Annotated in this window: 18 protein-coding genes; 17 read left to right on the top strand and 1 reads right to left on the bottom strand. The window is 53.7% G+C overall.

All coding sequences use genetic code 11. From position 1 onward, the window contains the following. Window positions 1–346 precede the first annotated feature (346 nt). From I6E40_RS00170 to I6E40_RS00245, 15 genes are all read left to right on the top strand, one after another. Entirely contained in the window at window positions 347–1,288 is a 942-nt protein-coding gene (locus I6E40_RS00170; RefSeq protein ID WP_235384827.1) for a glycosyltransferase family 8 protein, read from the top strand. A 698-nt stretch (window positions 1,289–1,986) separates the two neighbouring features. Continuing rightward, the gene (locus tag I6E40_RS00175) at window positions 1,987–2,877 is read left to right on the top strand and encodes a cell division protein FtsX (RefSeq protein WP_235384828.1); all 891 of its coding nucleotides are present in this window, start codon (window positions 1,987–1,989) and stop codon (window positions 2,875–2,877) included. A gap of 62 nt (window positions 2,878–2,939) precedes the next feature. After that, window positions 2,940–3,200, top strand: coding sequence for a DUF3098 domain-containing protein (locus I6E40_RS00180; protein ID WP_235384829.1), 261 nt, complete (start codon window positions 2,940–2,942; stop codon window positions 3,198–3,200). Then, window positions 3,187–4,029: an undecaprenyl-diphosphate phosphatase gene (locus I6E40_RS00185; protein ID WP_235384830.1), complete on the top strand. Its 843-nt coding sequence runs from the start codon at window positions 3,187–3,189 to the stop codon at window positions 4,027–4,029. Before I6E40_RS00180 ends, I6E40_RS00185 begins: the two co-directional genes overlap by 14 nt. Further along, window positions 4,029–4,823 carry a tRNA pseudouridine(55) synthase TruB gene (gene truB, locus I6E40_RS00190; protein WP_262910806.1) on the top strand — a complete coding sequence of 265 codons (795 nt, stop codon included), beginning with the start codon at window positions 4,029–4,031 and terminating at the stop codon, window positions 4,821–4,823. The genes I6E40_RS00185 and truB overlap by 1 nt, the downstream gene beginning before the upstream one ends. Before the next feature lie 400 nt (window positions 4,824–5,223). Beyond that, complete coding sequence (queA, locus tag I6E40_RS00195; RefSeq protein WP_235384831.1) at window positions 5,224–6,276, top strand: tRNA preQ1(34) S-adenosylmethionine ribosyltransferase-isomerase QueA; 1,053 nt, start codon at window positions 5,224–5,226, stop codon at window positions 6,274–6,276. 74 nt (window positions 6,277–6,350) lie between these two features. Continuing rightward, a complete protein-coding gene (gene folK / locus I6E40_RS10995) occupies window positions 6,351–7,274 on the top strand; it encodes a 2-amino-4-hydroxy-6-hydroxymethyldihydropteridine diphosphokinase (RefSeq protein ID WP_317207383.1) in 924 nt (307 codons plus the stop codon). A 61-nt stretch (window positions 7,275–7,335) separates the two neighbouring features. Then, window positions 7,336–8,781 (top strand): oligosaccharide flippase family protein, encoded by a 1,446-nt coding sequence (locus I6E40_RS00210; protein WP_235384832.1) that lies wholly within the window; start codon window positions 7,336–7,338, stop codon window positions 8,779–8,781. 272 nt (window positions 8,782–9,053) lie between these two features. Beyond that, window positions 9,054–9,323, top strand: coding sequence for a 30S ribosomal protein S15 (rpsO, locus tag I6E40_RS00215; protein ID WP_235384921.1), 270 nt, complete (start codon window positions 9,054–9,056; stop codon window positions 9,321–9,323). Window positions 9,324–9,462: 139 nt separating this feature from the next. After that, complete coding sequence (gene rmuC, locus I6E40_RS00220) at window positions 9,463–10,650, top strand: DNA recombination protein RmuC (RefSeq protein WP_235384833.1); 1,188 nt, start codon at window positions 9,463–9,465, stop codon at window positions 10,648–10,650. Window positions 10,651–10,909: 259 nt separating this feature from the next. Further along, window positions 10,910–11,383 (top strand): Lrp/AsnC family transcriptional regulator, encoded by a 474-nt coding sequence (locus I6E40_RS00225; protein WP_235384834.1) that lies wholly within the window; start codon window positions 10,910–10,912, stop codon window positions 11,381–11,383. Between the two features lie 80 nt (window positions 11,384–11,463). Then, a complete protein-coding gene (locus I6E40_RS00230) occupies window positions 11,464–11,772 on the top strand; it encodes a DUF4491 family protein (protein ID WP_235384835.1) in 309 nt (102 codons plus the stop codon). 30 nt (window positions 11,773–11,802) lie between these two features. Next, the gene (locus I6E40_RS00235) at window positions 11,803–13,563 is read left to right on the top strand and encodes a membrane dipeptidase (RefSeq protein WP_235384836.1); all 1,761 of its coding nucleotides are present in this window, start codon (window positions 11,803–11,805) and stop codon (window positions 13,561–13,563) included. Between the two features lie 98 nt (window positions 13,564–13,661). Continuing rightward, on the top strand, window positions 13,662–14,660 hold the full coding sequence (locus I6E40_RS00240) for a M28 family peptidase (protein WP_235384837.1): 999 nt from the start codon (window positions 13,662–13,664) through the stop codon (window positions 14,658–14,660). A gap of 68 nt (window positions 14,661–14,728) precedes the next feature. Further along, entirely contained in the window at window positions 14,729–15,154 is a 426-nt protein-coding gene (locus I6E40_RS00245) for a SufE family protein (RefSeq protein ID WP_235384838.1), read from the top strand. 401 nt (window positions 15,155–15,555) lie between these two features. Here I6E40_RS00245 and I6E40_RS00250 read toward each other — a convergent pair whose 3' ends face one another. Further along, on the bottom strand, window positions 15,556–16,314 hold the full coding sequence (locus tag I6E40_RS00250) for a LytR/AlgR family response regulator transcription factor (RefSeq protein ID WP_235384839.1): 759 nt from the start codon (window positions 16,312–16,314) through the stop codon (window positions 15,556–15,558). Window positions 16,315–16,614: 300 nt separating this feature from the next. Here I6E40_RS00250 and I6E40_RS00255 point away from each other — a divergent pair, with 300 nt between their 5' ends. Continuing rightward, window positions 16,615–18,636, top strand: coding sequence for a histidine kinase (locus I6E40_RS00255; protein WP_235384840.1), 2,022 nt, complete (start codon window positions 16,615–16,617; stop codon window positions 18,634–18,636). 307 nt (window positions 18,637–18,943) lie between these two features. Then, a complete protein-coding gene (locus I6E40_RS00260; protein WP_235384841.1) occupies window positions 18,944–21,364 on the top strand; it encodes a TonB-dependent receptor in 2,421 nt (806 codons plus the stop codon). Window positions 21,365–22,799 lie beyond the last annotated feature (1,435 nt).

Genomic DNA, 22,799 nt, shown 5'->3' on the forward strand with positions numbered 1-22,799 from the left:
ACACGGGATTCAGTCGCAAATGTAGCGTTTTCAACCCAAAAACGCCACAAAAAGTGGTGTGTGTTTGACAAAACGACATTCATTTCCTATTTTTGCGGGGCATCACGCACTATTTCTGCGTATAAATAAAGGGGTGTTCTTAAAAATTAGATTGAGTTGATTTTTGATTTCTTTGAGATGAACTTATGTCAGTGGAGAAAAACGGGCTGTGTGACTGACGAAACTGACAAAAGGGCGCGCTAAGAAATGAATCACTCATAAAGACTCTGCAACCAAAACGTAAGCACTTTCCTTTGAACACTCCTTATCCCGTAATTTATAGAACATCCCTTAAGTAATTCAGACTATGTTGCACATCGCTTTCAACACAGACAGTGCCTATACCCGCTTCTGCGGCGTGACAATGGTTTCTCTGCTTCGGCACAACCGTCAGGAATTGGTGACGTTCCACATCCTGGGACGTGGACTGACGCCGGCAGACAAGGAGGCATTGACCATTTTGACCGACAACTTCGGACAACAGATTTGCTTCTACGACACCGACCCGAAATTGCTGGAGGGAATGTCCATCAACTGCTCCGCGGGACACATCTCGCTGACGACCTATCTCCGCTGCTTTCTGGCGGAGGCGCTGCCTGCCACGATTGACCGGGTGATTTATCTGGACTGTGACATGCTCGTGCTCAACTCTCTGAAAGAGCTTTGGGAGACGGACATCGCGGGGAAAGCTCTGGCGGCGGTGGAGGACATGAGCTGCGACGAAGATGAACGCTTCGAAAGGCTGTGCTATCCGAAGTCTGAATCTTATTTCAATGCGGGTATGTTGCTCGTGAACTTGCAATACTGGCGCGAACACCAAGTTGGAAGGGAGTGTCAGGACTACTATCACCGTCATCCGGAACGCATCCGCTTCAACGACCAGGACCTTCTCAACGCGGTGCTCCACGGTCAGTGGGTGAAACTGTCGGCGAAATGGAACGTGCAGGAGGGCTTTTATCGTCCGGCGTTTGCAGAGAACGAACAGTGGAAGGCGGCGCACCCGGACTTGCTGACGCACCCTTCTATCCTTCACTTCACGAACCGCAAGCCTTGGGACTACGACAGTCTCCATCCTCTGCGACACCTCTTCTTTGACTATCAGGCGTTCACACCTTGGTGCCGGATGCACCCGCTTCACAATCCGCTCCTTTGCCTGGCACGCTTCTTCCGACACCTCCCTTATTACTTGCATCTCCGCAAACCAAAATATTCCACACTGCCCGCAGAAGGCGTGGCAGCAAGATGCTGAGACGCTCGTCGGGGTACTCGGTGGCCTTCGCTCGTCGGTTTTCGCTCGTCGGGGCGGGTGGTCCCGCCCCTTGCCGCTTGGCGCTCCCCGACCGTGTTTGCATCCGCCCTTCTCTCTGCTCGAAGCGCGTGCCGCGCTTCAAGCAAAAGCGACCCGCCTGCGGCGGATTTCAGTACAGCAAACGGGGCGGGTGGTGGCTCGCTCGTCGAGGGTGTGCCAAAATGCACATTTTGTCTTCACCCTCGAAGGTGCGTCAGAATGGCTAAGATGCAAGGCGCTGAGGATGAGGGTGCAGGGAGTGTACTGAAGTACATGACCAAGCCCGAATCCGATAGCAACGAAGCAGATTGGCTATTATGACACACCGCCTTGCTGCTTGGCGCTCCCCGACCGTGTTTTTATCCGCCCTTCTCTCTGCTCGAAGCGCGTGCCGCGCTTCAAGCAAAAGCGACCCGCCTGCGGCGGATTTTAATACTGCAAACGGGGCGGGTGGTTTTTTCGCTCGTCGGGGCACTCGGTGGCTTTCGCTCGTCGGGGCGGGTTTCCTTGAAACGACGGCTTTTTCCGCTCTTTGTCCCTTTGATTCATCATTTCGCGGAGTGCATGATTCATAAATAGATAGAAATTCGTACTTTTGCCCGAAATTTGGGATATTCTCCCCTTTTGGGGGATGTTTTTCCCTTTGAATTCATTTGTTTATGTCAGGAAAACATTCCAAACGGAAAAATACCGGAAAGTTCAGCGTGGTGACCACCTGCATCAGTACCACGCTGGTTTTGATGCTTTTGGGCATTGTGGTGCTCTTTGTCACGGTCGGTAACAACTTCAGTCGTCAAATTCGTGAAGGTCTCACTGTGGAAGTGATGGTGAGCGACACCATTCACCGTTCCGACCTGCTTTCTCTCCAAACTTTTTTGAGACAAGCTCCTTTTTCCCGCCGTGTCGATTACATCAGCAAGGAGCGCGGCACTCGTGAGATGAACGAAGCCTTACAGGGCAATATGGGCGAGTTCATAGGCTCCAGCCCCATTCCGGCGGAGTTTGAAGTCTATCTAAACTCCGCTTATGCCAATCTTGACAGCCTCAGCCACTTTGAACCGGTGTTGCGAAGCCGCCCCGGCGTGATTGAAGTGTCTTATCCTCGCGATGTCATGGAGAGCCTTGACCGCACCATCCCGATGGTCGGTTTGGCACTGCTGATTGTCGCGGCTTTGTTGGCACTCGTTTCTTTCGCGCTGATCAACAACAGCGTCCGCATGAGTGTTTATGCGCGTCGTTTCAGCATTCACACCATGAAGCTCGTGGGAGCAGAGTGGAGTTTCATTCGTCGCCCCTTCCTGCGTCGCGCCTTTTTCATCGGTTTGGTCGCTGTCTTGATTGCCGACGGTTTGCTCGGCGGCTCGCTCTACTATCTCCAATTCATGGCAGGCGAAGGAGAGGTCTATCTCAACGATCTCATCACCCCCGAGGTGTGGGCGGCAACGTTGGGCATCGTGGCAGTCTGCGGTTTGGTGCTGACGGTTTGGTGTGCCTATCTTTCCGTGAACCGTCATCTCCGTAGCGACGAGAGTGATGTCTATCTGAAGTGAGGCTTCAAGGAGGTCTCTATTCCTTATTATATATAGTCGCAAATTCTATTCCTTTTCATATTATGTCCTCCAAAAAGAAACAAAGGATTTTTGCCTTTGACCGTATGAACTTTATTCTTCTTGCGGTCGGCATGGCCGTGGTGATTCTCGGCATGATTCTGATGTCCGGCTCCGGTTCCACGGAAACGGAGTTTAATCCTTCCATCTTTGATGTTCGTCACGTCAAGGTGGCACCTGCCGTTTGCCTTTTCGGCTATTTGTTCATGATCTACGCCATTGTGCGTCGTCCCAAACCAAACAAAGAAGAAAATGACTTGGATTGAAACCATCATCGTTGCCATCGTGGAAGGGCTGACGGAGTTCCTGCCGGTGTCCTCCACCGGTCACATGATTATCGCACAGGGGCTGCTCGGCATGGAGAGTACTCCGTTCGTCAAAGCTTTCACCGTCATCATTCAGTTTGGTGCCATCCTGAGCGTGGTGTGCCTCTACTGGCAGAAGTTCTTCTACCCCGAAACCATCAAGACGCACGGTTACACCTGGTGGCAAGCCATCTGGCGCTTCTATCTGAAACTCATCGTCGGTGTGTTGCCTGCCGTGGTGCTCGGCTTGAGTTTCAACGATTTCATTGAAAACAATCTTGGTAATGTTACGCTGGTGGCAGTGATGCTCATTGTCGGTGGTGTCTTCATGTTGTTCTGCGACAAACTCTTCAACAAGGGCTCCGTGAACACGCCGCTGACCTATCGCCGCGCCTTCATCATCGGTCTGGTTCAGTGCATCTCCATGATTCCCGGCGTTTCTCGCTCCATGGCAACCATCGTGGGCGGTATGTCTCAGAAACTGACGCGTAAGGCGGCGGCTGAGTTCAGTTTCTTCCTCGCCGTGCCCACCATGTTCGGTGCGACGTGCTTGGAAACTTATAAACTCATCAGCCACGGTGATGGAAACATTCTCACCGAAGGCAACAACCTCGCGATGCTCGTGCTCGGCAGCGTCGTGGCTTTTGTGGTGGCAGTGGCTGCCATTAAATTCTTTATTAACTACGTGGCTCGCTACGGTTTCGTGGCTTTTGGCTGGTATCGCATCATTGTCGGTCTGCTGATTCTCGGTCTCGGCTGGATGGGCTACGATCTCGCCATGGTGGATTGATGGACGCGCTGTTTCCCCTTTCCGTTCCGGCTGAGGTTCGTCCCGTCGCCAACGACGTGGTGGAACTGAAGCGTTTATTGCAGTTGGCAGCTTCGGATGCGGAGTTGCCCGTGCCTTCTCTGATTCTTGCTTTTGACAAACCGCTCGGCATGACGTCCTTCCAGCTCGTTGCGAAGGTGCGCAAGTCGCTGACGCTTGCCATGGGCGGAAGAAAGATTAAGGTGGGACACGCCGGTACGCTGGACCCGCTCGCCACTGGGGTCGTGGTGATTTGCACGGGGAAGGGTACGAAGGAAATAGACCGTCTGCAAGCGGGCGTGAAGGTCTATGACGCCACGCTGAAACTGGGTGCCACGACTCCGAGTTTTGACCTTGAACACGAGGTGGACAGGACTTTCCCGACAGAACACATCACTGAGTCTTCCGTCCGAGACGCTCTGAAACGCTTCCGCGGGGACATCATGCAAGTGCCGCCGGTCTATTCTGCCTGTAAGGTGGACGGGAAACGTGCCTACGACCTGGCACGCCGAGGAAAAGCGGACGAGGTGGAACTGAAACCGAAACTGCTCCGCATCGACGAAATCAACCTCACGGACTGCCGCCTCGAGAAACAAGAAATCGACATTCATGTGGTCTGCTCAAAGGGTACTTACATCCGCGCCCTGGCTCGAGACATCGGCGAAGCTCTTGACAGCGGCGCGCACCTGACCGCCCTACGACGTACTCGCGTTGGGGACTTCGGTGTCAACGACTGCTTCCACGCCGACGACTTTGCCAAGATGCTCGGCGTTTGACGAGCACTCGGTGGTCTTCGCTCATCTGTGTGTTCGGTGGCTTTCGCTCGTCGGGGCGGGTGGTCCCGCCTCTTGCCGCTTGGCGTTCCCCGACCGTGTTTGCATCCGCCCTTCTCTCTGCTTGAAGCGCGTGCCGCGCTTCAAGCAAAAGCGACCCGCCTGCGGCGGATTTCAATACTGCCAACGGGGCGGGGTGGCTTTCGCTCGTCGGGGCAAGTGGTTCCGCCCCTTGCCGTTTGGCGCTCCCCGACCGTGTTTGCATCCGCTTTTCTCTCTGCTCAAGGCGCGTGCCGCGCTTCAAGCAAAAGCGAGCCTCCTGCGGCGGAAATCGGTTGCCCCTGTGGCTTTTTCTGAAATTTGAAATTTTGCGGCTCTGCCGCCTTCTAATACTACTTGTCAAATGAAACTCTCACAATTCAAGTACAAACTTCCGGAAGAAAGGATTGCAAAATATCCTGCTCCTCATCGCGACGAAAGCAGAATGTTGGTGCTTCACCGTTCTACTGGTGACATTGAGCACCTCATGTTCAAAGACATTCTGAGTTTTTTCAACGAGAACGATGTGTTCGTCTTCAATGACACCAAAGTCTTCCCCGCTCGTTTGTATGGCAACAAGGAAAAAACCGGTGCACGCATCGAAGTGTTCCTTCTTCGAGAACTGAACGAAGAACTCCGCTTGTGGGACGTGTTGGTCGATCCGGCTCGTAAAATCAGAATTGGCAACAAGCTCTACTTTGGCGAAGACAACTCCGTCGTGGCTGAAGTGATTGACAACACGACGAGTCGCGGACGTACGCTTCGCTTCCTCTACGACGGTGACCACGATGAGTTCAAACGTGCTCTCTTTGCGCTGGGCGAAGCACCCATTCCCCGCTTTGTCGGACGCGAAAGCGAACCTGAGGACCTCGAACGTTTCCAGTGTCTTTTTGCTCGCCACGAAGGTGCCGTCACGGCTCCTACTGCCGGTCTCCACTTCTCCCGAGAGATGTTGAAGCGTATGGAAATCAAAGGCATCGAGGCTGCTTTCGTCACGCTCCACTGCGGACTCGGTAACTTCCGTAACACGGACGTCGAAGATTTGACGAAACACAAGATGGACTCCGAACAGATGTTTGTGGATGCGGAGTGCTGTCGCCTCGTGAACAAGGCAAAAGACGAAGAACGCAACGTGCTGGCTGTCGGAACCACGGTGCAGCGTGCGCTTGAAACTGCGTGCAGCGCAGACATGCGAATCAAAGAATTCGAAGGCTGGACCAACAAGTTCATCTTCCCGCCCTACGACTTCTGCGTTGCCAACTCCATGCTTTCCAACTTTCACCTCCCCTACTCCACGCTGCTCATGCTCACCACAGCCTTTGGAGGCTATGAGCAGACGATGCACGCCTACGAAGAGGCGTTGAAGGAGGACTACCGCTTCGGTCCCTTTGGAGACGTGATGCTCATCATTGACTAAGCAGCGCCGTTTGGCTTACTTTTGAACGCTCCTATCTCGTATTTTATAGAACATCCCTCAAGAGTTTCAGTCACATGATTTTCCTGGGTCTTGGCTCCAATTTGGGAGACAGAGAGACACTTCTGCGACAGGCGATTGGCAAGTTGTCGGAGAAGTTGGGAAAGCCTGTGGCTGTTTCTTCTTTCCACGAGACGGCTCCCGTCGGCTTCGTTTCCGCTCATCGTTTCCTCAATGCGGTCGTTGCGTTCAACGCTTCCATCGAGCCTTTTGCGCTTTTGGATTTCACGCAGGAAATCGAGCGAGAACTGGGACGGAGTCGCAAGAGCGTGAACGGGGAGCACTTTGACCGCACGATGGACATAGACATTCTTTTCCTCGGCGACACTGTGCTTTCCTCCGAGCGCCTCACGATTCCCCATCCGCACATCGCCTCGCGTCGTTTTGTGCTCGAACCCCTTGCTGAGATTGCGCCAGCCTTTGTTCATCCCGTTCTTCATCTCCCGATTCAAGCCATGCTTCACGCCTCCCTCGCTCCCCGTTTGTTTCGCCTCAGTGCTGAGATGCTTTCGGGCGTCACTTCTGACGCAGTCTTTCGTTCTGATGAAATCATCTCCGCCGTTAATCGTCTCCTGCCTCAGCTCACGGCGCATCCTCTCCTCCACACGCCGGAGTCCCTCCGCCGTCTCGTGGCGAGCGAGCGCACCGAAGTGTGGTTGGTGTGTGACGAAGCGAGCGGCATTTGCGGCATGGCGAGTCTTTGTCTTTGCGAGTCGCCCACGGGTTTGAAGGCGTGGGTGGAAGATGTCGTGACCGACGAGTCGGTGCGCCGTCGGGGCTATGGGCGCCTTCTGCTCTGCCGTCTTATTGAAGAAGCCCGCGGCTGCGGTGCCAAGGGCATCTATCTCACCTCCCGTCCCGAGCGCATCGCCGCCAATGCTCTCTATCGCAGTCTCGGTTTTGAGCCGCGAGAGACAAATGTCTATTGCATGAAGTTCTGAGGCGCGTTCTCTTTCGGTAAGGAGAGATAATTCCCCTTTTATATATTGTATTCCTTCCGCTTTGTTATCCTTTCGCGAGATTTTCAAGAACACCGGTTTGCTCGGTGCGGTGCAGGTGTTGAACATCCTGCTTTCGATTGGTCGCAACAAGATTGCGGTCCTTTGCATCGGTTCTGTTGGTTTGGGTTTGACCGATTTGTTTGCCAAACTCATTGAAGCCGTTGGTGGTCTCACCAATTTCGGCATAGGTCTCACCGCCGTGCGTCGCATCTCCGAACTCCGTGAGCGTGGTGTCAGTGCGGTGCGCCTTCACCGCCACGTGCGCCTTGTCCGCACTTGGACACTTTTGCTCGCCCTCCTCGGCGCCGCTGTCACCGCCATGTTTGCCCTGCCCCTCAGTTGGCTGATGACAGATTCTCCTTCCCACGCCCTTTCTTTTGCTTGTCTTGCCCCCGCCGTGGCTTTTTCCACCCTCACGTTTTGTGAAATCGCCATTCTCCGTGCTTTCCGTTGCATTGGTTCTTTGACGAAGGTCGGTGTTGCCGTGGCTGTCTCCGGTTTGTTGGTCAGTGTCGTTTGCTATGTTTTGCTTGGCATTCCCGGCGTCCTTTGGGCGGCACTGGGTGTCACCTTCGTCTCGTGGCTTCTCCCCTTCCATTTCAGTCGTCGTCTTGTCCCCTATCGTTTAGGCAGTCTCCGCCTGCGCCATCTTCGCTGCGGCTTCCCCATGTTGCGCCTTGGTTTCGGCTATGTCGTTGCCGGCATCGTCGCCGGTTGGGCAGAGTTGTTCATTCGCAGCGTGCTGTTGCGCTCCGAGGGCGGTTGGAGCATGATAGCCTTTTATGCCGCCGGTATCACCCTCACTGTCAGTTATGTCCGCGTGCTTTTCACCTCCCTCGACGCCGACTTCTTCCCTCGTCTCTCCGCCGTGGCATCGTCTCCTCGCGAGGCGAACGCCACCATCAACCGTCAAATCGTGACGCTCGTCACCCTCACCGCCCCCTTCCTTTTGGTCTTTTGCGCTTGTCTGCCGTGGATTGTCCCATTGCTCTACAGTAGCGAGTTCCTCCTCATCATCCCCATGACGCTCTGCGCTGCCGGTGCGATGTACGTCAAAGCCATCTACACCCCCGTGGCTTATCTCTCCCTCGCCCGCGGTGACGCCTTCACCTACATGGTGATGGAGATTCTCTATAATCTCGTGTTTTGTGCCGGGGTTTCTTTGGGGTATATGTATCATGGACTTCTCGGTGCCGGTTTGGGTCTTTCCGCCGCCCATTTGTTTGATTTGTGCGCTTTGTCTTTGGTCTATCGTTTGCGCTACGATTGGCGGATGGACCGTTTCACCTTTCTTCGTTGTTTCCTCCCCGGCGTGTGTCTCGCCCTCGGTTTGTGGTGTTGCACGTGGGAGGCGTGGCATCTTCGTTTCGTGGGTATCGCGCTCTGCGTTCTGCTCATGCTCCCCACCCTGCTTCCCGTCTGGAAGCAGATTCGAAACAATCGGTGACGCCACCCTTCTGCACCAGATGTCTCAAAGGTGTCAGCGACGCCACGCCGTCCGCGAACGCCACTTTTTTGTGAAGGTCAGTGCGGCACCCTCCTATTTTTTCTGAGGAATCAAAAATCGATTCGAGCAGGTTGTTGAGACATGTGGAAAAAGAAAAATTGCGTGGCAAAGCACAAAAAATCAGTCAATTCTTTGAGGATGAAAAGAAAGTTTGTACTTTTGCACCCGCTGACAAAAAGCCAGCATCTTGTTTAATCATTCTATTTTGTTTTATGTATTTAGATTCTGCAAAGAAATCAGAGATCTTTGGCAAGTACGGACAGTCTAATTCGGACACCGGTTCACCCGAGAGCCAGGTGGCTTTGTTTTCCTACCGTATTGCCCATTTGACGGAGCACATGAAGAAGAACCGTAAAGATCATACGACAGAGCGTTCTCTCGTCAAGTTAGTCGGCAAGCGCCGTGCGCTGTTGAACTACCTTAAGCACAAAGACATCGAACGCTATCGTAACATTGTCAAGGCTCTCGGTCTGCGTAAGTAAATCTCACACTCCCGCAGAGGCTTGTCAAAACCAAGCAAACCCCGCAGTCGGTCTGTTCCGGTTGCGGGGATTTTTCTTGGCTAATTTTGCCGGTAAGTTCCCAATCTCCTACCTTCTGTTTCCTCATCCGTTTTTCCTCATGCAAATTTTTCTCATTCTTTTCGTCGCCTTCATTGCCGCCGTCGCAGGCTATCTTTGGGGAATGATTCTTACCCGCCGCGCCGGAGAAACAGCCCTCAGTGAGGCACGCGAAGCCGCCTTGCAGGCAAAAATTCGGCTCGAGGCTTTTGAAAAAGCACAAACCGAAAGTTTCAAAACACAAGCGGAGGCACTCAAAGCGCAGACCGAAGCCCTCAAGGCGGAATTCAAAAACCTCTCCGCCGACGCTTGGCGCAATGAGAGTGACGCGCTCCGCAAAACGCACCTCGCAGGACTCGAGGCACTTCTCAAACCTTTGGCAAAGGACATCGACACCTTTCGCACGCAATTTGTCGTCTCCCACACCTCGCTCGACCACTACATGAAGGAACTTGCCGCCCGAACCGACAACCTCGGACGCGAAGCAGAGAATCTCGCCAAGGCGCTGAAAGGAAGCTCCAAACTCCAGGGAAACTGGGGCGAAGCCATCCTCGCCAACCTCCTCGAGGCGAGCGGACTGACCCAGGGCAGAGACTACACTCTTCAGTTTCATGTCAGCGACGGAAAAGGTGGCACGCTGATTCCCGACGTGGTCATCAATCTTCCCGACGACCGCCGTCTCGTGATTGACTCCAAAGTCTCGCTGAAAGCCTACGCCGACTGTGTCGCCGCCGAGAACGACGAAGAGCGCGGGAGACTTTTGAAAGAACACGTCAAGAGCCTGCGCCAGCACGTTCGGGAACTGTCCGAGAAAGACTATGCCCGCGTCATCGGCGGCAGCATCGGCTATGTCCTCATGTTTGTGCCCGTCGAAGGTGCCTACGTCGCCGCCGTGCAAGCCGACCCCGCCTTCGTCACCGATGCCTACGCCCGCCACATCATCCCCGTGAACCCCACGAATCTCCTCATGGCACTTCAGCTCGCCTACCATCTTTGGCAGAGCGAAATGAGACAGCGTTCGGTCCACGAAATCTATGAGGAGGCGGACAAACTCTACCGCAAATTCACCTCCTTCGCCAACAACTTCGTCAAAATTGGTCATTCCTTGCAGCAACTCCAGCGAACCTATGAAGACGCCGAGCGACAGCTTCACACGGGGCGCGGCAACATCGTCTCGCGTCTCGAAGGATGGAAAAAGAAAGGATTGAACCCCTCTGCTGCCTTGCCCGAAGAGTTGCGGGAGGAGTGAAAGGCTGCCGTCTCGAAAAACAAGAGAAAGCCCTTTTTGAGGACAAATAGTTAGCAGAAATGCGTTTTCCTCCCCTTTTTGAGGTAAAAAACACTGATTTTCTCCAAAAAAACTGACATTTTGATGATTCTTGCAAGAGAAAACACTACTTTTGCTCGGCTTGTTGCTCCGGAGCGTCATTGGAAAGGCAGAAAGTTGCCACAGACTCCGGAGACCACCATTCATTCTAAACTCTTCAACCTTATACTTTGAAAAACAAATGGAGAAAGTCGATCAACTTGACTTGAAAATTCTGAAGATAATTTCAGTCAACGCTCGTATTCCTTTTAAAGATGTGGCAGCCGTCTGCGGAGTCTCTCGCGCCGCCATTCATCAGCGCGTGCAACGCCTCATTGAAGCAGGTGTCATCACAGGTTCGGGCTACACCGTTTGCCCCAAAAGCATTGGATATTCCACCTGCACCTACGTCGGCATCAAACTGGAGCGCGGCTCCATGTATAAAGACGTGTCCATGCAGCTCGAAACCATTCCGGAAATCGTGGAATGCCATTTCACCACCGGCAGCTACACCATGCTCATCAAGCTCTACTGCCGCGACAATGAGCATCTCATGGATTTGCTCAACAACCGCATCCAACAAATCCCGGGTGTCATTTCCACCGAAACACTCATTTCTTTAGAACAAAGCATCACCAGAACGGTGCCCGTCTGCACCGAGTTTCTGGATGACTGAAGCTAACTTGAGGTGAGGCGACTCGCGAAGTTGCCTCACCTCAAGTTTATCCCTCCCTCACAGAACCTTCAGAAAAACAAATGAACTGGAACGGACTTCTCATCGGACTTTCAACCTTTCTCATCATCGGCGTGTTTCATCCGATTGTGATAAAGACAGAATACTATTTCGGCGTGCGCCCATGGTGGCTCTTTCTTCTGCTCGGCATCGGCTGTCTCGTCGGCGCCGTCTTCGTCAGCGGCGTGATTCCCTCCGCTCTTCTCGGTGTCACCGGCTTCTGTTTTCTCTGGAGCATTCTTGAACTGTTCGACCAGCGGAAGCGAGTGAAAAAAGGCTGGTTCCCGAAAGGTCCCGGTCACGAAAAAGGCTGCTCTTCCAAAAAGGGTTGAATTAAATCGTCAGGCGAAAAGAAAGACCACATGAACACGGAAAAAGAAACCTCGGCGCGTCAGACTCCGCAGCGCCGCCCCGTCATCGGCATCACAGCCAATTTTGAAGACGGACAATTCAAATTGCAGCCAGGCTATGTCGCCTCCGTCGAAGCGGTGGGCGGTCTGCCGCTCCTGCTTCCGCCCCATCGTCCTCAACTCGGCGAAGCCTTTGACGTGCTGGACCACATTGACGGACTCATTCTCTCCGGCGGCGCCGACCTCAACCCCTTGCTTGTCGGCGAAGACCCTGTGCCCGCATTGGGAAACATCAATTCCGTTCGCGACGAATTTGAATTGGAACTCATCCGTCAAGCCTACGCCCGCCACATCCCGATGCTCGGCATCTGCCGTGGCATTCAGATGCTTGCCGCTGCGCTGGGCGGGCGCATCGAGCAGGACATCGCCACAGCCCATCCCGGCGTCTTGCTCGTCAAACACAGTCAGCAAGCCCCCAAAGGCACAGCCACCCACTTCGTCACCACCGAACCCGGAATGATTCGCAACCTCTTCGGCGTGCGCTTCGCCGTCAATTCCTTCCACCATCAGGCGGTGGGTGAAGCCGGCAGTTTGTTCCGTGTCACCGCTCGCTCCTCGGATGGAGTGATTGAAGCCATGGAAAGTCGGGATTCCCGTTTCGTGGTCGGTGTGCAGTGGCATCCCGAATGCTTCCTGCCCGAAGGCGACCGCTCCATGCTTCCCCTCTTTCGCCGACTGACCGAAGCCGCCTCCTTCTTTGAACGTGCAAAAGCGTTCCACCGTCACCGCGTCACGCTTGACAGCCACTGTGACACGCCGATGGTCTTCCCAAACTTGGACCAGCCGACGCTCAACGTGCGCTCCGATGTCGCCCTTGTTGATTTTGTCAAGATGAGAGAAGGCGGACTGCACGCCACCATCATGGTGGCATATCTCAAGCAGGAAAAAGGCTTTGACGCGAAGGCTTACGAAGCCGTCGATGAAAAGACCCGCCGCATCCTCGGGCAGATTGAAGCGTGGGTGAAGGACGCTGAACCCACCGTCAGTCTCGCCGCCACGCCCGCCGAAGTGCGGAACAATTTCGCCCGTGGCGTCACGTCGGTCATGCGAGGCATCGAAAACGGCTATGCCATCGGCGAAGACCTTTCCAAACTGGAGGAATATCGAAAGATGGGGCTCGTCTATGTGACACTCTGCCACAACAACGATAACCAAATCTGCGAGTCTGCCCGCCACGACGAAGGCTATGAAACCTTTGGCAAAGGGCTCTCCGACTTCGGCAGTCATGTCGTGAAAGAAATGAACCGCGTCGGACTGCTCATTGACCTGAGTCATGCTTCCGAACAGACCTTCTACGACACACTTGACCTCTCGGCAGTGCCCGTCGTGTGCAGTCACTCCAACTGCCGCGCCCTCTGCGACCACCCGCGAAATCTCACCGACGAACAGCTGAAAGCGTTGGCTGAAAAAGGCGGCGTCGTGCAGATAAACTTCTATCACGGTTTTCTCCGAAAAGACGGTGAAGCCACGGTGGAGGACGTTGTGCGCCACATTCTTCACGCCATGGAGGTGGCAGGTGAGGACCACGTCGGCATCGGTTCTGACTTCGACGGCGATGGCGGAGTGAAAGGCGTGGCTTCGGCGGCAGAAATGATGAACTTGACGCGTCTGCTTCTTCAAGCGGGCGTCACCGAGGCGCAACTCGAAAAACTCTGGGGTGGCAACTTCCTCCGCGTCATGCAGAAGGCGCAGGATTATGCCAAGGAGGTCTGAGAAGCCGGTCAAAACGTAAGTACGTTCTTTCGTGCGCTCCTTATTCCATATTTTACAGAACATCTCACAACTGAAAACCATTCCATAACTTTCTCGTTTTGAAAACCTATTTCTCTCTCATCTTGCTCCTCCCCGCCCTTCTCTTGGGCAGCTGCAAGGGGCAACAAAAGACGGATGGCGACGCTGCCGCATCCGACACCATTCCTCTGTCGCAAGTGAAGTTCAACGCCGACTCCGCTTTCGCTCACATCGTGAAACAGTGCGAATTTGGACCGAGAGTGCCCAACAGCGAAGCGCATCGACGCTGCGGAGACTACATTGTCAGTGCCTTCCGACGCCTCGGGCTTCAAGTCACCGAACAAAAAGCAGACCTGAAGGCGTGGGACGGAAAGACCTTGGCAATGCGCAACATCGTTGCCTCCTATCTCCCCGAACAAACGGAGCGCGTCATCATCTGCGCCCACTGGGAGAGCCGCCCGTGGGCGGATGCCGACCCCGATTCCTCCAAACACCGCCAACCCGTCATGGCAGCCAATGATGGCGCTTCCGGCGTGGGTGTGATGCTTGAGTTGGCACGTCTGTTGCCGCAACTCAACCCCGCTGTGGGCATAGACTTCATCTGCTTTGATGCTGAGGACTATGGCACGCCCTATTGGGACGCGGCGTTGGAACCTGAGGACGGCAGTGACTGGTGCATGGGGTCAAGATATTGGAGCCGTAATCCCCACGTCGCCGGTTACCGTGCCCGCTACGGCATTCTGCTCGACATGGTGGGAGGCGAAGATGCCCGCTTCTGCTTCGAAGGCATTTCCATGCGCTATGCCCGTGACGTCATGGTGCGCCTTTGGGATGCTGCCTCCCGTTGCGGACATTCCGACCTCTTCCAATCTCGTGAGGGAGGTTGGGCACAGGACGACCACGTGCCGATGAACGAAGTGGCAGGCATTCCCACGATTGACGTGATTCCCTTCGTGGAGGGAGAACACACCTTCGGCGCCACTTGGCACACCGTCTCCGACACGCCCGAACGCATCTCCAAAACCACACTGAAAGGCGTCGGACAAAGCCTCATCCAGTTCCTCTCGGAAGAGCAGTAATCTTTGAGGATTCTGAAAAAGTTGGAATCTAACTTGTTACTTATACGTACTACACATCACACAAACTCATGACCATCAACGAAACCCAAGACGAAATAATTGAAGAGTTCACCGCGTTGGACGATTGGATGGATCGCTATCAAATGTTGATTGACCTCGGCGAGGAGCAGGCGCCGCTTGCCGATGCTGACAAGACTGAGCAGAACTTGATTGACGGTTGCCAAAGTCGCGTTTGGATTGTCTGCGAAGAGAAGGATGGCAAGCTCCACTTCCGTGCCGACAGCGATGCCCTCATCGTGAAAGGACTCGTCGCCCTTGTGTTGCAGGTGGTGAACGACCACCGTCCCGACGAGATTTACGCCGCTGACCTCTATTTCATTGAACGCATCGGACTGCGCGACCACCTTTCTCCCACCCGCTCCAACGGACTGTTGGCGATGGTCAAGCAAATCCGAATGTATGCACTTGCGTTCCAGACCAAGATGCAGGGGTGATTTTGCAACCTCTCGACACCCATTTGACACCTGTTTGACAGTCTTCCGAAAGGGAAAGCTCTTACGTTCATCAGACAGAAAATCTCGGAAAGCAATAATTTGGGCGCAGCGATGGAAATCCGTCGTTGCGCCCAAAGTGCGTTCTGTGTGTTATCAGTAAAAATCAATAGTGTGTGTTCTGCGGGTCAAAGTGACGGTGTCACGGAACTGTCACGGAAGAGACAAAAAGAGAACCTTGTCTTTTCCACGCGTAGAAAAAGGAACTTGAAAAATGGAACAGCGTGGAAAGTGGGACAAGGTTCTCCGAGGGGTGTCGTTCAGCCCCGATGCGTTTTTTCACTCTTTTGTCTGTCTCGTGTTATATAGTATTGTCTGATTCTGTTTTGTTTCGCGTTCTCTGCTCAGAGCAGTTCAAATTGTTCTTTGAGTTTGCTGAAGTAGCGTCGCGAGACCGTGAGCTCGAGTTTGTCAAAGGGCGGGCAGAGCCTGCAGCGCTGTGTGGAGTTCTCGATGGCGGCGAGATAGTTGATGTTGATGATGCAGGTGTTGCTGATTCTGGTCAAGGCAGGGTGTAGTGCGAGGAGGTTTTCCGCGTTGACGCCTTTTTTCAGTAGATGCACCGTTTGGTCGGTGAGTGTCAGTTGCCAGGAGCGGGTGTCAGCGTTGTAAACGAAGATGAGAATCTGTTCCATGCGCAACAGGAGCAGTTCGGTCACCGATTGCAGTGCGAGTTTCCGTGGCATTTCGTCGCTGATGGGGTTGAACTGTCGCGGTTTTTCTTGGCAGTCGCTGATGATGCGGTTCATGACGGTTTGCAGTTCCTCTTCCTTGTAGGGTTTCAGCAGGAAATCGTAGGCAGCGCGTCGGATGGCATCCAGCATGTAGTGCGAGAAGGCGGTGTAGAAGACTGTTTTAAACGTGAAGTTCAGTCTTGGGCGTATGGCGTCGAGGAACTCCGGTCCGGTGCGTCCCGGCACTTCCACGTCAAGGAAGAGGATGTCGGGTTGGAGGTCCAGCAGGGGCAGGGTGGCTTCCGCGTAGGAGGTGAAGGTGTGAACCTCGCCCACCGCTTCAAAGCGTTTGAGGTCGTTGGCGAGTGTCTCCCGTGCGGTGAGTTCGTCATCGACGATGAAAACAATGAGTCCTTTTCTTTTTTCCATTTTTCAGAGTTTGTTCACGGGCAAAAGTAATATGTTTTTCTTGAACCGATTGTCGTCAAAATTTCACGTTCGCACATGAATTGCAAAACAGCGGGCGCGAGCGGTCGGAAAATGGGGTTAAGTGACGATAAATTTTAGAATACCAAGAGGGTTGAATCAAGTTTTGTGTCCCAAGTCTTTGTCCTCTTTTAAAAAAGTTGCCTAACTTCGCGGGAAATTACGCATTTATAGAGCATGAACCCCCATAGACAGTTGTATCTTCTCAGACGTTTTTCTTCCGTTGTCCGACGACATACTCGTGTGCTGCCTCTTCTCTTGCTGCTCGTTCTGACCGTTTCCTGCGGTCGGAAGGACAGGGTGGATTTGGAGCACGACTTTGAGAAGAAGTTGGGCAACTCCGTCAATCTCATCTACACTCAGCCCGAGCGTGCCGACTCCCAGTTTGTCGCCTTGCAGCAGATCTTGACAGACAGTTCGTTTTGGTATCGTGTGGAGATTTTTCGCGGCACCTGCCTTCTGAGACGTTCAGACACGCTCGGCGCGATGAGGAAATATCAGAAGGTGGCAGCGTGGTGTGAGAAGAATCCACGCTACAACGTGACGGCGGGTGTTCTGCACAACCATCTCGGCGTCTATAACCTGCTGGGTGGGCGTGTCGATTCGGCGCGCTACGAGTTTGAGCGTGCCTTTGAGCTTTTGGACCGTGACCCAAAACAAAGCACGTTGATTTCCACAGTCCTCAATCTTTCCGACCTCTGCTTGCAGGCAGGCGAACTTCCGCTCGCGGCACGTCGGCTTCGCTATGCGCTCTTCCTCTGCGACTCATTGCACGACACGCGCAACCGCTCCGGCATCCACACCGGGCTGGCGCAAATCTACATGGAACTCCAAAACTTTGAGGAGGCGCACCGCTTCTTTGCAAAAGCGCGGGAGGAGGTGGAGACAGAGGACATCTACGCTCGCTTCTACTATCTCACCGCTCTGGGAAACTGTCTCTATTTCGAGCATCGCTATCCTGAGTCCTCCTCCTGCTTCCGGCAAGCCTACAAACTGGCGGACGAGATGAACAGCGACCTGGACCGCTTCTCCTGTCTGGCGAACCTCGGCGAACTTCATCTCATGATGAACGACTTGAAAGAAGCCAAGCGTAGCCTGCACAAATGCGACAGTCTGGCGAAGGTGATTTCAACGGTGAAAAGCGACTCGCGCTTCTATGTCAAAAGCCTCATGGCGGACCTCGCTCTTTTGGAACGCGGCGACACCACCCTTGCCTCCTCCATCAACCTTGACAGCCTGCCCGACCGCGTCGGTTCGCTGCGCTACAAAATCCTGCATTATCAGCGCTTGGAAAGTTATGCAGCAGAACATGGATTGTGGGACAAAGCGTGGCTCTTCAAAACCGAAGCCACCAAGTTCTCTGATTCGCTGCGCTCCTTTTCCACACACAACAGCGTCGCAGAAATGACCATGCGATTTCAACGTGACACGACGCTCTTGCATCAACGAATCATGCTGGCGGACTACAAAGCAAAAAACGTGCAGCAACGAAACATCATCCTCTTCTCGCTCCTCGTCATCATTGTCCTGGCACTGCTGGCAACGCTGGCGATGCTCATCTATCGACGCCGCGTCAGCGAACGTTTCAAAAAGCAGATGGAGAAAATCAACGGTCTGAGAATGAACCTGGTCAAAAACCGCGTCTCGCCGCACTATGTCTTCAACGCCTTGGGCACGTTCCTGCCAAAGGTGAAGAGCTTCCCGGAAATTGACGTGCCCATGGAACTGCTGCTTGACGTCTTGCGCGGCAACCTGCTCAACTCGGAACAGACGGCGGTGAAACTGGACGACGAAGTGGACCTGGTGAAGAAGTTCCTCGCACTCTATGACCTCTCCCACGAGAACCATCCGACGGTCTCATGGCACATCGACGAGCAACTGCTTGACCGCGGCATCATGATTCCCGGCATGGCGATTCAGATTCCCGTCGAAAACGCACTGAAGCACGCCTTCCCCTCTCCGACGCCGCAAAACCGGATTGAAGTGGAGGTGAAGAAGGTGGACGAGAAGGTCTGCCTGCGCATCTCAGACAACGGGCAGGGATTCGACCCGGGACACAGCATCCAAAGCGTCTATGACACGGGCATGGGACTGAAACTCTTGTATCGCACGCTCGAAATTTTGAACGAATATAATTCCCAACAGGCGACACTGACCATTGAAAACCTTCAACTGCCTCTCCACGGCACGGTGGTCACCATCTGCATTCCGCTGGACTATGACTTTGAGCGGACTTATGTTGAATGGGGGGATAGAATGAGGTAAGTAATCCTCAAAAAATAACCTGCATCATCTTTGAAAATCTTTTCGGTCCATATTTCCTCCCTCATCCGTCACATAGCTACGGCTATGCTCCTTCTTCGGGTGAAAATCTGACCTCGAAAATCTAGTTCAAATCTGACGCAACTTATTATTTTCATATTACTAAATCGTTTATTTCTCCCAATAAATGGGGAGTGTGTCGTTTCTCCCTTCAGCGTAACTTTGCAGCGCTTTTCGACCGCAACCGAGGTCGGAAGGCGCATTTCTTTTATTTGCGCAGAAACGATGCGCTCACTCCTTATTTATTTATATGACACTTTTCCTCTCTCTCCTTTCCGTTCTTCTGCCCTCAGTGCCGACAGACACCGCCAGTTTTGACATTGAAGAAGCCGTGGTGGTCGCCTCGCCCAAGGAAACCCGCGCGCTTCGCTGCCAACCCGTCAGCGTCTCTCTCTTTGACGCACGTTCCCTGGAACTGAGGGGCGTGAATGCTGCTAAAGACTTGTCGAGTCTTGCGCCGAACCTTTTCATGCCTGACTATGGCAGTCGGCTGACCTCTGCGGTCTATATCCGCGGCATCGGTTCCCGCATCAACACGCCTGCCGTTGGAATGTATGTCGATAACGTCCCCTACACGGACAAGACGGGCTACGATTTCCGCTTCACCGACGTCGATCGCGTCGATGTCTTGCGCGGTCCGCAGGGAACGCTCTACGGACGCGGCGCCATGGGCGGCGTGATTCGCATCTTCACCGCCAACCCTCTTCAACACAAAGGCACCGACGTGGAAGCCGGCTTCACCACCCGTACCGGAGGGCGGCGCGTTGCCTTCACAACCTATCTCCATCCTCGCGACAAGATGGGGCTCAGCGTGGGAGGATTCTATGAAGGCGCGGAAGGTTTCTTCACCAACCGCGCCACGGGCAAGAAACAAGACGGAGAAAACTCCGCCGGAGGAAAACTCCGCTGGGTTTGGCAACCCACCGACGTGGTCAAACTCGACTGGACAACGTCCTACCAATACACCGACGAGGATGCAAACCCCTATTCTCTCATCGAAGACCCCACTGCCGGCTTAACCGGTTCGACGCCTCTTTTTGGAATCTATCAGAACCGCCCGAGCACCTATCGACGTCACCTGCTCAACTCCGGCTTGGGAGTGGAGCACACGTTCAACCACTTTGTTCTCACCTCGACCACAGCGTGGCAAATGATTGACGACCGTCTTTTCATGGACCAGGATTTCACGGCGCAAGACATCTTCACCTTGGAGCAGAAGCAAAAAGTGCACAATCTCTCCGAAGAAATTGCGTTGCGCAGCCGTGACCCTCTGAGTCGCTGCAAATGGACCGCGGGCGCATTCCTTCTTTATCAGCACCTCGACACGAACTGCCCCGTGACTTTCTGGTCCGACGGTGTCAATTTCCTGAATCGCATGTTTGCGAGCGTACTTCCCTCCAATCCGCCCATGACCCTGGCGCTGCAAGGCTCTGAACTCCCCTTCGTGGCGGACTTGTCCACGCCCACCTTTAATGCCGCCTTCTTCGGAGAATCGACGGTCAGCGATTTCCCCTTCCAAAACGTGGACTTGACACTCGGCGTCCGTGTGGACTATGACCACCGCCGGCTGGACTTGGCGTCGGGAACCGCGGAAGCCGTGCCCTATCATTTCTCCATGTCGATGGGTCCGCAGATGTCGTTTGCAAAGGACTTGCTGGCGGAACCAACGGTGAATGGCGAGGTGAAACGTTCCACGTGGCAGGTGCTCCCCAAAGCAAGCCTCAGCTACCGCCTGCCGAACCATCTCGGAAACGTCTATTTCACCGTCTCCAAAGGCTGCCGCGCAGGAGGTTTCAACATTCAAGCCTATTCCGACCACGCGCAAGTCGCCCTTCAGAAGAGCATGATGGAAGGCGTCAAGGCGTTCAGCATGGAGCAAATCAACGCGCTGCCGATACCTGAGGACAGGAAGCAGGGAATCCTGGCTGCCATGGACGGCGCGCTGAAGATTCCGAACGACCCGGATGTCTCTACCTTGTATTATAAGCCCGAATACACTTGGAGTTATGAGTTCGGCACTCACCTCTCTCTGTTGAAAAACAAACTGTGGCTTGACCTCGCCGCTTTCTACATGAAGACGCGCGACCAACAGTTGGCACAGTTCGCGGGCAGCCAGTTCGGACGCACCGTCGTCAATGCCGGACGTTCTGCCAGTTGCGGAGGAGAAGTCGGCATCCGAGCCTCGCTCTTGAAGGACAGACTTCATCTGAATGCCAACTACGGCTACACCAACGCTCGCTTCAGAAGTTACTATGTGGCTAATTCAGCCTATGACTCCCAAGATCCCGCCAGCCCTCAGTTCATCAGTTTCCGCGGAAAACGCGTGCCTTTCGTGCCGCTCCACACGATGAGTTTTTCTGCTGACTTCCGCCAGCCTCTCGCCGACGATTCGGAGCACAAAAACTTCGTGAAAGCCATCGGCGGCGGCGTGGAGGTGAAAGGCGACGGCGGCGTGAAATGGGACGAAATGAACAACTACGGTCGCTCCTTCCGTGCCCTTCTTGGTGTGCGTCTCTGTGTCGAACTGGCGGGCAACATCACTCTTTCCGCCTGGGGACGTAATCTGACGGGCGAACGCTACTCCACCTTCGAGTTTCAGAACATGAATCGCCGCTTTGCTCAGAGCAACGAACCGCGTCACTTTGGCTTCGACGTGAAATGGCATTTCTGAAACTGCTTGCCTCAGCAGTCTTTTTTTACTTGGAAGGCGGTGTGTCAAAACAAAGATTTTGACACACCGCCTGCTTCGTGTTGGGCTGACAGCAAAACTTGTGCCATGATGCCCTTAAAAAGGAACGCTGGAAAAAATATGAAATAGGCTCCGCGCGCGAGACGCGCGTATTCACCTTTCAAACCTATACGTTTTTCAAGGGTACATGCATTTCCTTCAAACCCTACACAGTTCGGGTTTAATGCCTGATAATCATAGGGGTTAGGTGTGTAGGGTTTGGTCTGTAAACTCTACACAAAACCCTTCATCGTGTAGGGTTGCGCGGCGGAGTGTGTAGGATTGTGGGAAAGCAAAAAATATAAATGTAGGATTGGGCGGAAATATGCAAAAACGCGGTTTTCATCCTACATTTTTGCTCTTCGAGGGAACCTGCGTCGCTGAGAAAAATTTTGCCTATTCGGCGCACCTAATTTTAACTGGGTGCGCTCCTGGCAAGAAATGTTTCTCCATTAATGCCCATTAGTTGTCTCATTAATTTCTGAACAATTTCTGAACAACCCTTGTTCAATCCTTGTTCAACCCTTGTTCAACCCTTGTTCAAACAATCAATTCATGGTCAATTCGTGAATAATTCATGAACATTAATGTTTCAAAAAGGGTGCGCTGCTAACAAGAAATGTTTCTCCATTAATGCCCATTAATTGTCTCATTAAATGTCTCATTAATTTCTGAACATTTCGCGTGTTTCGTGTTCCAAAACAAATTACTGGCTTTTTAATGAATCAAATTCATGAACATTAATGTTTCAAAAAGGGTGCGCCTGAGCAGAAATGTCCTACTCTCAGTGGCTAAAAAAGTAAGAGGCGGCGGTGTAAACCTTAATTACGACACAGCTTCATAGCCGGAGGCAAGGAAAGATTAGCCTGGAGGGCTATACGCCCGCGAAGATGGCGGCGCGCGCCGCTTCGTCACTCCTTCGCGCCGCTTCGTCACTCTGCGTGCGCATCTCGTCACTTCTGCGCGCCGATTTGTCACTTACCGCTGTGCCGCGGCATGTTTACCGCCGCGCCGCGGTAAGTTTGCTGCCGCGCCGCGGTAAGTGACGAAGCCTAAGGAAAAAGCAGGGGAATAGGCTTGACAGAGTGACGGTGACTAAGGAAAGGGTGACGTAGCCTTAGAAAAAACATCGCTGTCCGCTAAGAGTTTTACGGCATCAAGTCACTCCTTCCCGCCGCTTCGTCACTCCTACAAGTCGCTTCGTCACTCCTGCGCGCCGCCCCGTCACTCCTGCGCGCCGCCCCGTTACTTACCGCCCGAGGGATGGCATGTTTACCGCCCGAGGGACGGCAAGTTTACCGCCCGTGGGACGGTAAGTGACGAACCCTAAGGAAAGGGTGACGGAACCTAAGGAAAAAACGTGGCCGTTCGCTAAAAG

It is taken from the genome of Prevotellamassilia timonensis (assembly GCF_021531665.1).
Classification (GTDB): Bacteria; Bacteroidota; Bacteroidia; order Bacteroidales; family Bacteroidaceae; genus Alloprevotella.